Raw genomic sequence first — 12334 nt, forward strand, 5'->3', positions numbered from 1 at the left:
CGAACGTTCGGTATAATTGGGCCGCATGCCCCTGCAAAAGGTCTCCCGTGAAGACGTGGTCCGCCGTTTGCTGGGTGTCTTTCGCCAGCACGGGTATGAGGGCGCGAGCCTCACCATGATTGCGAAGGACGTGGGCCTGCAGAAGGCCAGCCTCTATCACCTTTTTCCCGGCGGGAAGGAGGAGATGGCGCAGGCTGTGCTGGATGGTGTGAGCGATTCCCTTGAGAGAAAGATACTCGCGCCCTTGAGAGGCGCCGGAACGCCTGTGCAACGACTGAAGGACATGACTGACCGCGTGTGCGCCTTCTACGGGCAGGGGAGTCACTCCTGCATCTTTGATACGCTCAGCCTGGGTGGTGGCGACAATCCCTTCCTCAAGGGCATTGGCAAGGCCATGAACGCTTGGGCGAGGGCGCTGGCCGGACTGGCCCGCGAGCATGGCGCCACGGGTGCTGTAGCCCGTGAGAGGGCGGAGCGGGTGCTCGTCACCATCCAGGGCACCCTCGTACTCGCCCGGTGCATGGAGGACCCGAAGGTCTTCATCCGTGGGCTGCAGACACTTCCGGAGATCCTGCTGCCTCCCAAACGCCAGACGCGTGGCTGAGGCGCCCGCACTCCATGCCCATATCCATTCCCCCCCTTTCGCACGCGCAGAAACCCAGCCGGTACTCCTCTCCCGGCCACCATAACAAATACTACTGCATGACCAAGACGACCATGACGGCCGCCATTCTCGCGGCGAAGACGGAAAAGAAAGTCACCTGGACGGACATCGCCCAAGCTGCCGGGCTTTCCGAAGTATTCACCACCTCCGCGTGCCTCGGTGACAATGCGCTCGATGCGGACGAGGCAGGGCGGGTGGCGGACTACCTGGGACTGGGAGAGGAAGTGGCAGCCGCTCTCACAGTGTATGCTGACAAAGGCGCCAATGCCCCCACGGTCTCCAAGGAGCCACTGCAGTACCGCTTTCAGGAACTGATCTATGTGTACGGTCCCACCCTGAAAGCGATCATCGAGGAGAAGTTCGGTCCCGGCATCATGAGCGCGATCGATTTCACCATGAGCGTGGAGCGCATTGCGGATCCCAAGGGCGACCGCGTGGGCATCACCATGAGCGGGAAATTCCTCGGGTACAAGAAATGGTGAACCTCCCTTAGAACGCACCTCAAACACAGCCCGGCAGCGGGACTGCTGCCGGGCTTCGCAAGCTCTCGTCCTCTTGTGCCTTTCACCCCAAAAAATAACTGCCATGTCCAATCCGCGTCCACCGCTTCCCCCCTTCACCTCCAAGACCGCTGCGCAGAAAGTGCGCATGGCCGAGGATGCCTGGAACACTCGCGAACCGGAGCGCGTGTCCCTCGCTTACACCGTCGATAGCGTCTGGCGGAACCGCGCAGAGTTCCTGACGGGTCGCGGGGCCATTGTGCAGTTCCTCACACGGAAGTGGAACAAGGAGATGGACTATCGTCTCATCAAAGAGCTCTGGGCATTCCACGATAACCGCATCGCGGTGCGCTTCGCCTATGAGTGGCATGATGACTCAGGCCAGTGGTTCCGCTCCTATGGCAATGAGAACTGGGAATTCGATGAACACGGCTACATGCAGCGGCGCATTGCCAGCATCAATGATCACCCCATCAAGGAAAGCGAACGCAAGTACCACTGGCCGCTGGGGCGCCGCCCGGATGATCATCCGTCGCTTTCAGAGCTTGGGCTGTAGTGCGTTGTCTTTTCACCCCGCGACTCCACGCACAACCCACGAAAACCGGGTGACGAAAGGCGGATTTGAGGCGAATTGTAATGCCGTCCTATGGAATCCATGGCACGGACTTTTCGCTCGCATTTCACCCCAGCGCCCGGTTGGGTGTTCTTGCTGTCGCTGCTGACGGCACCGTTGATTCACGCCGCAGACTGGCCGCAGTTCCTCGGCCCCGCGCGTGAAGGCAGGGCGTCGACCTCAGAGAGCTTTCCCTCCGGCGAGGGCGTGGTCTTCAACCCCAAAGTGCTCTGGACGCACCCACTGGGCAGCGGCTTCGCCGGACCTGTGGTGGCGGAGGGGAAGGCGATCGTTTTCCATCGCGTGGGTGACAAGACACTGGTCGAGGCCATCGGCGCGCGCGATGGCACGGACATCTGGCGCTTCAGCTATGAGAATACGTACAAGGACAGCTTTGGCATGGATGATGGTCCACGCGGCTGTCCGGCAGTGTTGCAAGGGAAGGTGGTGGTGCACGGCGCCGAGGGCATGGTGCATGCATTGAATCTCGAGAACGGAGCGGTGCTTTGGAAATACGATTCTGTGAAGGAGACCGGCTCCCCGCAAGGCTTCTTTGGCCGCGCGTGCTCGCCACTCATCATTGATGATCGTGTGATCCTCACGCCTGGTGGGCGCCTTCCCCAAGGACCTGCGGGCATGATCGCGCTGAACCTCGCTGATGGAAAACTGCTCTGGAACGCAGTGGATGATGAGGCCGGCTACGCCTCACCCGCCTTGCATGGTGGCGTGGTCTTTTGCTGGATGCGGAACAACTTCGTGGCCGTATCGGCACTCGATGGGAAAATCCTTCTGCAAAAGCCGCTGCGCTCGGAGATGGATGCCTCCGTGAATGCCGCGCAGCAGGTGTGGATGGAAGGTGAGCGAGTCTTCACCAGTGCGGGCTATGGAGTCGGCGCGGATCTGTGGAGGTGGACGCGTACCAACGGCAAGCTCACCCGTGTGTGGCACAAGGATGACGCGCTGGAGTGCCACTACAGCACTCCGGTGTATCATCAGGGGCATCTGTATGGCTTCCACGGCCGCCAGGAATTTGGTCAGCATCTGCGCTGCGTGCGAGCGGACGATGGGAAGGTGATGTGGGAATCTGGCCGCGTGCCGGGAGGGACTTTGTTGCTGGTGCAGGACACGCTCCTTGTGCTCACCGAGGCCGGCGAACTGTGGGTGGTAAGTGCCACGCCTGAGAAGTTCAATCGGAAAGCCCAGGAACAAATCTTGAGAGGCGGTCACCGGTCCTACGCCGCCTATTCAAATGGCGTGCTGTACGCACGAGATGACCGGCAACTGGTGGCGGTGGATCTGCTGGCGAAGTAGCGGCTGGAGAAGAGAAACGCAAAGCAGCGGAGCAGCAAAGGTGGATGCCTGTACGTCAGGACGTGATGGAGCCCGGAGGCAATTCTGCTTAAACGAAAAGAGGCGGAAGATGACGGCATTAGCGGTGGTAGTTTGAAGTGAAGAAGTAATATGAGTTGATACGGGGTGGGTGGTGGCTGAAACATCCTGCCTCTTTGCGCAGTTTACAGGGTCTCAGCCATGGGCCGCCTCCTTGTCATAGCATTATTCGCAGGGCTCGCCTTGCACACTGCCTTTTCGCTTCCATTGGAGGTGAAGAAGGGCACACGCATTGTCATCATTGGCAGCACACTCATGGAGCGCATGCAGGAGCATGCGTGGTTCGAGGGTATGGTGCTGCAGCGCTTTGCGAACGAAGAGCCGGTCATCCGCACCCTCGCGTGGCCTGGAGATGAAATCACGGTGCAGCCGCGACCTCAGGACTATGGCGACCTGCACAAGCATCTCGCGGAGGCCAAGGCGGACATCATCATCGCGGGGTATGGTTTCAATGAGTCGTTCCGCGGCAAGGAGGGGCTGGCAGACTTTGAGCACAACCTGCGCATCTTTCTCGCGGGCCTGCGCGCGCACCAGTACAACGGAAAATCCGCACCAGTCATCGTGCTCGTGTCGCCCATACCCCAGGAGGAAATTGGTGATGCCAATCTCCCGGGGGCCTACGCGGGAAATGAGCGTCTGAGTCCCTACGTGTACACCATGAAGCATGTGGCGGAAGAGATGGGCGTGGGCTTCGTGGATGCCTTCAATCCTCTGCGTGAGGAGTATCAAAAACGTACTGCTCCAGGTGCGCCCGTCACCTACAACAGCATCCACCTCACCGATGCAGGCTACCGGCAGTTCGGCGAACTCCTCTTCCACGGTCTCTTCGACGAGACCCCAAAGGAGGTTCCCGCAAAACTGAAGGCAGCCATCGAAGACAAGAACCGCCACTTCCTGCGGAAATACCGCCCGCTGAATCTCTTCTACATCACCGGTGGAAGGAAGGAGCCGTACGGCGTGGTGAACTTCCCCGGGGAACTGCAGAAGCTGGAGGAGATGACTGCCGTTCGCGAACGCCGTGCGTGGGATATCGCCCAGGGCAAGGACGTGCCGGACCTGGTGGATGACAGCAAGACCACTCCTCTGCCGAAGATCACCGGTGACCGCCCCATCAATGAATGGGCCACGCCAGCGGGCGAGAAGGATGCCTTCCGTGTGGACCCGCGCTTCGAGGTGAATCTCTTCGCCTCTGAGGAACAGTTCCCGGACCTAGCGAAGCCCATCCAGATGCGGTGGGATACGAAGGGGCGTCTGTGGGTTTCATGCTCCACGACGTATCCACAGGTGACGCCGGGGCAGGAGCCCAATGACAAGATTGTGATCCTGGAAGATACCAATCAGGATGGCAAAGCGGACACGTGCAAGGTCTTCGCCGAGGGGCTGAACATCCCGCTCTCCTTCGAGTTTGCGAAGGGTGGACTGTATTGCAGCGAGCAGCCGCATCTCACCTTCCTGCATGATGCGGATGGGGATGACGAGATGGACTCACGCAGCATCGTGCTCACGGGATTCGGTACGGAGGATTCGCACCACTCGCTGCATGACTTCACGTGGACCCCGGATGGTGACCTCATCTTCCGCGAGAGCATCTTCCACCACAGTAGTGTGGAGACGCCCTACGGCCCGGTGCGCGCACGGGACAGCTCCTTCTTCCGTTTCAATCCGCGCACGCAGAAGCTCACAGGCTTCGGCAGCTACATGAGTACGAATCCATGGGGTCTGACTTTTGACAAATGGGGTTGGCACCTCGGAAGCCATCCCGTCTTCGCCAGTGCGGCGCATGCATTGAACCGTCCCTATCCCGAGCAGCATGTGCCTGCGGGAGATTATTTCCCGGCCTACAGCGGCACCTGCGGGCAGGAGTTCATCTACACGAAACACTTCCCGGAGGAGTTGCAGGGCTGCTTTGTGCGCGTGCGCTACAAGCCCACGAATGTGGTGGAACTGCACCAGTGGGTGGAGCATGATACGCACTTCGAGGAGAAGCTCATCGGCCACCTGTGGCAGAGCACGAATCTCTCCTTCATCCCGGTGGATGTGCGCTTCGGTCCGCGTGGTGACCTCTACATTTGCGACTGGTTCAATCCCGTGAAGGGCCACATGCAATACTCTCTGCGCGACACACGGCGAGACAAGACCGCCGGTCGCATCTGGCGTGTCACCGCGAAGGGGCGCCCGCTGGATGAAGCGCCGAAGATAGCCGGAGAGCCCATCGAGAAGCTGCTTGACCTTCTGAAGGCGTATGAATACCGCACGCGCTACACCGCGAAGATGGAATTGCGGATGAGGGAGCCGCGTGAAGTCAAGACAGCGCTGGACAAGTGGGTTGCTGCGCTTGACGAAAAGGACCCCGATGCAGAACATCACAAGCTGGAAGCACTTTGGGTGTATCACACTTGCACCGGTGAGGAGGCTCCGCACGATGTCCTCATTGTAAAACCCGCTGATGGGCCCTGCATATTCGTGACTTCAAAGGACAATGAGGAGAAGTCCGTCCTGCTGGCCAAGTTGCTTCAGTCGCCCAATCCACACGTGCGCGCCGCTGCCATGCGTGAAGTGCGCCGTTTGCTGCCCGACGAAAGCTTTTCGGGGATGGCTGGAACCAATCTCGACAAGCTCCGGAAAGGGTGCAACGACCCGAGCGGACTGGTACGGCTCGAGGCCGCCATCACTGCCAGCTACCATCCCAGATTGAGTTCGGCGGTGGCTGTGATGGACCTGCTCAAGCATCCCATGGACAGCTACACTACCTATGCGCTGCGGACGTCTCTTGATGCTCTCAAGCCGGCATGGAGCTCAAATGCGGAATTCGCGGCCCGCGAGGACCTGAAGAAATTCTACGCCGACAGCGAGCCGAAGAAGAAGCGTGCCAAGGAAAAGCCCGACCCCTTCGACAAGCTGAATCCCACGGTGGTGCGCATCGGCACCGTGGCGGAGCGCATGCTTTTCACCGTCACTGAATTCACCGTGAAGGCCGGTGCGCCGGTGAAGCTGGTGTTCGACAACACGGATGCCACCCCGCATAACCTGCTCATCGTGCAGCCAGGCTCGGAGGACGAGGTGGGCCTTGCCGCGATTGAGATGGCAAAGCAGCCCGAGGCGCTGGCCACCATGAACTTCACACCCAAGTCGGATAAGATCATCCAGGCCAGCCTGATGCTGAAACAGGGGGAGATGGAAACGCTCCGCTTCCACGCGCCGAAAGCACCCGGTCGCTACCCCTACCTCTGCTCCTTCCCGGGGCACTATCTTGTGATGAAAGGTGTGATGATTGTCGAATGACGTGAGAACTGCCCGGCTCCGGCGTATACCACAGTCCGGGCCCTGGCCCTGCTTTTCATCCATCATGAAGATTCCAGCTCTCCCCTCCATCCTCCTGCTCGCCCTGGTCTCCCTCGCTGCTCCGGCAGCGGCTGCGGACAAGGGATTCTCCATTGAGAAGACCGCCAGCGGCGGCGCCATCGTGAAGTATGACGGCAAGCTGGTGACCGAGTACGTGGTGGACCAGGCGAACAAGCCCTACCTCTTCCCCGTGATTCCTCCCCATGGCACGCCCATGACACGCGCGTACCCCATGCAGAAGGTGGACGGCGAGCAGTGGGACCACCCGCACCATCGTGGCATCTGTCTCGGCCATGAGGCGACAAACGGCTTCGATACGTGGGCGGAGAAGACCACCTTCGAGGAACGGCCGAAAGACAAGAAGGCCCAGGAGCGTCTCACCAAAGTGGGAGCGCAGAAGCATCGCGAGTTCAAGGAACTCAAGGCGGAAGGTGATAAAGCGACCATCGTCTCCGTGACGGACCACAACAACCCGCAGGGGAAGAAGGAATTCGAAGACACCCGCACCATCGTGTTGCAGGTCATTGATGGCCGACTTGTCATCGACTACGATGTGACTTTCAAGGCGACAGACGCACCCGTGACCTTTGAAGATCGCAAGGACGCCGGCTTCAGCATCCGTGTTCCCACCAGCATGGCTGTGGCTCCGGAAAAAGGAAAGAAGTCCGGCAGCATTGTAAACAGCGATGGCATCAAAGATGTTGATGCCTGGGGCAAGAATGCCAAATGGTGCGACTACTACGGTCCCGTGAATGGCAAGGTGTATGGCGTGGCCATGCTGAACCATCCGAAGAGCTTCCGGTACCCCACACCCTGGCATGTGCGTGACTATGGTCTCTTCACCGCAAATCCCTTTGGCACCAAGAATCTGGACAAGTCAGCCGCGGACGGCACCTTCATCTTGAAGGCCGGTGAGAGCGTGACTCTTCGTCATCGGCTCATCTTTCACGAAGGTGATACCGCTTCCGCGAAGCTGGACGAGGCTTTTGCGGCGTACGAAAAGCTGCCGTAGTCGAAGAGTCTCCTTCCGGTGTATCAACTCAGCCCGCTTGAGTGCCTCGCAGCATCAAGCGGGCGTTTTGTTGGGCGCGTTAGTGGAAGATCGCATTGTGCACGTCCGCTCGGGCGGCATGGAGGTTGCCGCGCACATGGCCTATGGGGCCGTGGTGGTAGTAGCCGTCACTGTAAGTACGATGGTAGTAGCGAGGGCGTGGGCCGTAGTAGTAGTCGCGGTAGTAGGGACGCTCCACATAGGCGTATCCACCGTCGTAGTCATCATCGACCACACAGCTACTCAGGCCGAGCGTGGCAGCGGCAAGACTGGCGAGAATGAAAAATCGGGTCTTTTTCATGGGGACTCTCCTTGGAAAGTTGGATTTGGTTCGGAGAGCGGAGGAACTCGGGGCATGGCAAAACGCCATGGAGCGTCTCGTGCGCTCTCTATCTAATGTTTCGCAGGGAGTTGGCGCATGGATCTCCGGAAAGGTTCTTTTTCATCGCCAGAATGGCATCCATGATTCACGCTGGGCACGAACGCGAAGTCGATGCGCCACACTGCTGTACACATCCATGCATGCCGAGATAGAACGTTACCTGAAGGAGACGAACGCCGCGATGCGGCCCATCTGCGAGAAGCTGCGCGAGATCGTCCTCAAGGCCGCTCCGCACCTGGAAGAGGGAATACGGTGGGGTGGACCGAGCTACAAGGGCAAGGGCGTGGTATGCGGGATTGGTGCATTCCAGAAGCACGTGAACCTGTTCTTCTTTCGCGGAGCGCAGGTGCCGGATCCCGGGGGTGTCTTCAACCATGGCCTGGACAATGCGACATCGCGCAACGTGCAGTTCTTCTCGATGGAGGACGTGAAGGTGAAGCCGCTTACGACCCTGGTAAAAGCGGCCGCGAAAGTGGATGCAGAAGGTGGAGCCAAGGCTCGTACGAAGAGGCCGGACCTGCCAGTGCCCGTGGTGCTGGCGGAGGCGTTGCGTGGTGATCCACGCGCGAAGAAGTTCTTTGATTCGCTATCACCCTCTGCGCGACGTGACTACTGCGAGTGGATCGGCAGCGCGAAGCAGGAGGTGACGATGCAGCGAAGGCTGGAGAAGGCAATGACGCGGCTGGGCGAGGGACGGAAGCTCGGGGACGAGTATGTGTGAATGTGGTCCGAATACTCCGTTGAGCGGGTGGTGAAATCTCTGCAGGGGTTCATCTGCCTGATGTGGGAGACAGACACCTTGCAGGTTGCTTGTGAGCGGTCAGCGTGAGTGACGTCCTGACCGCACACGGAGTGTGCGGACCATCATGGGGATTTACTTCTTCAGAGGCACGCTCCAGAGGTGATTGCCGGAAGTGATGTAGAGGGTCCTGCCGTCATGGCCGCCAAAGGCGCAGTTGGTGGCTTCATCGGGAGCGGTGGGCACGAAGTCGAGGAGTTTGCCGAAGGGCGAGAGGATGTAGCAGCCCGCTTTGAATTCATTGGTCTCGTAAGGGTTGGCCTTGTTCACACCAGCGGCGACGTAGAGGCGGCCCACGGCATCCATCTTCACACCATCGGGGCCGCGGCTGTTCTTCCAGTCAAAGATGAGGATGCGGCTGCCGGGGCGCACAGAGCCATCCGGCTTGAGGTCGAAGCGCCACAGCTTCCGTGCGCCGCCGTGCGTGTTGTTGTTGTTATCCGCGACGTAGAGGTAGTGGTCATCATACGAAACGAGGATGCCGTTGGGGCGCTCCACGTCATCGGGACCGAGAATGCGGGTGACCTTCCCGGGAGCGTCCACGCGATACACACCCTCCACGAGACGTCCTTTGGAGTCGCGCATCTCCATGGTGCTGCGGTCGCCGTAGCGTGGGTCGGTGAAGTAGATGCGGCCCTTCGAGTCCGTGGTGACATCGTTGGGTGCGTTGAAGCGATGGCCTTCGTAGCGGTCGGCGAGGACGGTGACCTTTGGGTTTGAGTTCAAGTTCGCAGAGCCTGTACAACCTGTCCCAGTGAACCCCAATGTCGTGACTTTACCTTCATGGCGTACAAGGCGTCGTCCTTTGGATTCACAGGCAATGAGATAACCGTTCGTGTCGAAAAGGAGCCCGTTGGGGGAACCACAGTTGCTGCGAAAGACCGATGTCTTCCCCGTCTTCGTATCAAACCGGTTGATGTGCGAGCCATCTGTGAAGTAGAGCGAGCCTTCCTTCCATGCCGGTCCTTCGCCGGCGCCAATCTTCCCGTGGTCATGGGCTTTGGCATTGGGGGCGAGGGGAGAGGTGGTACCGGCGCAGGAGGCGAGCACCGCGGCGAGGGCGGGAAGCAGGAGGTGGGTGGGCAGACGCATGGAGGAATGCTAGCGGGCTGACGAGGTCTCGCGAGGGAAAAAGGCGAGGAGACAGGTCAACGTAGCTCGCGAGTCCCTTCGCGAGGTTTTTTCAGGGCTCCTATACATCGGGTGATAGGTAGCCTCCTCCGTAAAGCGGCGGTCTAAGGGAATGGAGCGTCTTAAGGAAACTCGCGAAGGGACTCGCGAGCTACGTTGGCTATTGCCGCGGAAAATCCTTCTTCGTCTCCCGCAGGATGGAGAGAATGTTCTCGCGCTCGGAGGCGGAGAGATGGGCGAAGTCCGGGGACGCATCTGTGCCATTCAGAACAGCCAGCAGGCGGGTATAGAGCATCGTCTTGAGCTGCGGTGGCAGCGCCTCAAACGAATTCGAGTAAATCATGTAACTGCAGCGATCCTTGAAGAGACGCGTGCGAAGCTGGAAATCCTTGAGCGAGCGGCCCCCGGCATTCTCCTTGCGGTTGGCGCGGAAGGCATCCTGGAAGGCCACGGCGCCCTCCACGCCATCGTCCTTCAATTCGTATTCGCCGCAGAAGAGCAGGTGATGCAGCAGCTTGTCCACATGACTGTTGAAGACGCCGAGTGCGGAGCCTTGGGGAGAATCCGTCACCTTTTCACCGAAGGCTTTCTGAAACTCATGCTGGCGCAGCATGGCCTGGCGGCACTGCTCATTCGCAGCGGTCAGCAGGTTGTGCATGGTGCACTGATGCTCCAGCACCATGAGGGCCACGAGATCGCTGCTACCGGTGAGATACGAGCGGATGTCGATGTAGGGCGAAAGGTCCAGCACGTTCGCACCGGCCTTGCGGTCCAGGCGGATGTCGCGCGTCTGCGAGTTTTCATCCACCGTCGCGGTCACGTTGCCCATGTGCAGGTCATTGCCATGGCGGCCGGTCACATACCAGCCACCCCAGCGCTCATGCAGCGGGCTCTCATGCGTGCTGAGGAAGGAGCCGTCCTGCAGTTGCGGTTGCCCGCTCGCGTCTGTGTACACGGAGCGCACCAGCATGCCTTTCACATTGCCTGTGCGTGAGCCTTCATGGCAGGAGAAGCACTGCTCACTGCGGCCCAGTTCCGGCTTCTCATCCTTCTGTGTGGGGATGGTAAGTGTGTAGAACTGTGGGCCGCGCTCGCCATCCATGCCGATGAGTTCCATCACACCACCCATGCCCTGCACCCAGCCCACGTAGCACTCTTCATTGAAATAGACCGCACGCGGGGTGCGCGGGGTGATGTGGCTGTTCTGCAGGCTGGTCTTGGAGAAGACGAGCACCTGGGACTCCACGGGAATCTTCAGCTCACGAAGCACGCTGGCGAGGAAGGTCTTCTCACTCGTGGCATCGAGCTTCGCCTCGCCGCGTTGCATCCGCTGCCACAGGGCGGCCACCGGGTCATTCGCGCCTTCCACAATCGCCTGCTGCTCAGGCACACCTGCACGTACAACGGCAGCCGTGCTCAGAAGCAACGACAGCAGCAGCAGGGCAGGGGTGAGGGAGGACAGGGAACGAGGGGACATTCAGCGCACGTGTCTAGGGGGGGCAGACAAGATACTATACGCTGCATGTCATGCGCATCTTTTGTGATGCGTGCCGCACTGCTTGGCGCCGGAGGCGGGGTCAGGGTGTGGTGACTAGGAGCTTGATGGGCTGCTGATGCGAGAGCGGCAACCGGGCAGAATGCCCAGCGGGAATGATGACTCCGCCCATGGCGAGGGAGACGCCTTGCTGTGCCTGCAACTTCATCGCGAATTTCTCCAAATCCTTCGTGGTGGAGCCCTCTGGCAGGTCATGGAATTCAGGCAGATAAAGGAATTCAGCACCGGCCTTCGTCTTGCGTAGCGGTTGACGATAGCGAATGTGGACTTCAGGTGAGCCGCGCAGAAGAGCCGGGGAAAATCCCACGTCCGCGAAGGACAGAATCCACCCCTCATGCCGCCATGCTGCGGAGGTGTATTTCCTTTTGCTGCGGGACATGGGATTGGAAACTCTGAGATTCCCGATGGGCACATCGCGATTTCCGATCGTGAGTTTCAATCCGATGGCCTCGCTCCACGCCTGGCGCAGGGGACCTTCGAGTTTGTAATGGTCGTCGGCGGACTCCAGAGTTTTCAACAAGGATGCGACGGTCGCATCACCTTGGGAAGCCTTCGCTGGGATCCAGACTGGAATCGAAATGAACACATCCGAGTCCTCACCGAAGTCTCCTTTTTTGAGCGCCGACTTGAATCGAAAACTTCCATCGATATGTGCCGCTTCGGCATCCACCTTCACGTGCAGCGCTTCTGAAGCGATATAGACATCGTGGGTGATGGCAATGGGATTGGCCGTGAGCGGAGCACGCAGACTGAGTGCTGCTGAAAGCACCATCGAGGCTGACAGGAGAAGACGTAGGCGGGTAACCGAATGCATATCGAACAGGCGGGGTGGCTGCGTGCCATGATGCCCATGGCGTGCCAATCGTGCAATCGATGCCTTCTGCATCTTGCTTTGGGGGGCTACGCAT

Annotated in this window: 11 protein-coding genes; 7 read left to right on the plus strand and 4 right to left on the minus strand. The window is 59.6% G+C overall.

Translation table 11 applies throughout. From position 1 onward, the window contains the following. Window positions 1–25 precede the first annotated feature (25 nt). From DES53_RS13705 to DES53_RS13730, 6 genes are all read left to right on the plus strand, one after another. Window positions 26–604, plus strand: coding sequence for a TetR/AcrR family transcriptional regulator (locus tag DES53_RS13705; protein ID WP_113958836.1), 579 nt, complete (start codon window positions 26–28; stop codon window positions 602–604). A gap of 98 nt (window positions 605–702) precedes the next feature. Next, entirely contained in the window at window positions 703–1146 is a 444-nt protein-coding gene (gene cynS / locus DES53_RS13710; RefSeq protein WP_211325555.1) for a cyanase, read from the plus strand. 103 nt (window positions 1147–1249) lie between these two features. Beyond that, window positions 1250–1720 (plus strand): nuclear transport factor 2 family protein, encoded by a 471-nt coding sequence (locus DES53_RS13715; protein ID WP_113958837.1) that lies wholly within the window; start codon window positions 1250–1252, stop codon window positions 1718–1720. A gap of 99 nt (window positions 1721–1819) precedes the next feature. Further along, window positions 1820–3088 (plus strand): outer membrane protein assembly factor BamB family protein, encoded by a 1269-nt coding sequence (locus DES53_RS13720; protein ID WP_170157097.1) that lies wholly within the window; start codon window positions 1820–1822, stop codon window positions 3086–3088. A 261-nt stretch (window positions 3089–3349) separates the two neighbouring features. After that, complete coding sequence (locus DES53_RS13725) at window positions 3350–6448, plus strand: PVC-type heme-binding CxxCH protein (RefSeq protein WP_170157098.1); 3099 nt, start codon at window positions 3350–3352, stop codon at window positions 6446–6448. A 64-nt stretch (window positions 6449–6512) separates the two neighbouring features. Continuing rightward, window positions 6513–7520 carry a DUF6807 domain-containing protein gene (locus DES53_RS13730; RefSeq protein WP_113958840.1) on the plus strand — a complete coding sequence of 336 codons (1008 nt, stop codon included), beginning with the start codon at window positions 6513–6515 and terminating at the stop codon, window positions 7518–7520. Window positions 7521–7599: 79 nt separating this feature from the next. Here DES53_RS13730 and DES53_RS13735 read toward each other — a convergent pair whose 3' ends face one another. Beyond that, window positions 7600–7860: a neuropeptide-like protein 29 gene (locus DES53_RS13735; RefSeq protein WP_147263398.1), complete on the minus strand. Its 261-nt coding sequence runs from the start codon at window positions 7858–7860 to the stop codon at window positions 7600–7602. 217 nt (window positions 7861–8077) lie between these two features. On the opposite strand from DES53_RS13735, the gene DES53_RS13740 reads away from it, so the two are divergent. Further along, window positions 8078–8662 (plus strand): YdeI/OmpD-associated family protein, encoded by a 585-nt coding sequence (locus DES53_RS13740; protein WP_170157099.1) that lies wholly within the window; start codon window positions 8078–8080, stop codon window positions 8660–8662. A 153-nt stretch (window positions 8663–8815) separates the two neighbouring features. Here the strand turns inward: DES53_RS13740 and DES53_RS13745 are convergent, their stop codons facing one another. From DES53_RS13745 to DES53_RS13755, 3 genes are all read right to left on the minus strand, one after another. Next, the gene (locus DES53_RS13745) at window positions 8816–9832 is read right to left on the minus strand and encodes an SMP-30/gluconolactonase/LRE family protein (RefSeq protein ID WP_113958843.1); all 1017 of its coding nucleotides are present in this window, start codon (window positions 9830–9832) and stop codon (window positions 8816–8818) included. Between the two features lie 199 nt (window positions 9833–10031). After that, complete coding sequence (locus DES53_RS13750) at window positions 10032–11348, minus strand: hypothetical protein (protein ID WP_113958844.1); 1317 nt, start codon at window positions 11346–11348, stop codon at window positions 10032–10034. Between the two features lie 100 nt (window positions 11349–11448). After that, window positions 11449–12198: a hypothetical protein gene (locus DES53_RS13755; protein WP_113958845.1), complete on the minus strand. Its 750-nt coding sequence runs from the start codon at window positions 12196–12198 to the stop codon at window positions 11449–11451. Window positions 12199–12334 lie beyond the last annotated feature (136 nt).

Origin of the sequence: Roseimicrobium gellanilyticum (assembly GCF_003315205.1) — a bacterium.
Taxonomy (GTDB): domain Bacteria; phylum Verrucomicrobiota; class Verrucomicrobiia; order Verrucomicrobiales; family Verrucomicrobiaceae; genus Roseimicrobium; species Roseimicrobium gellanilyticum.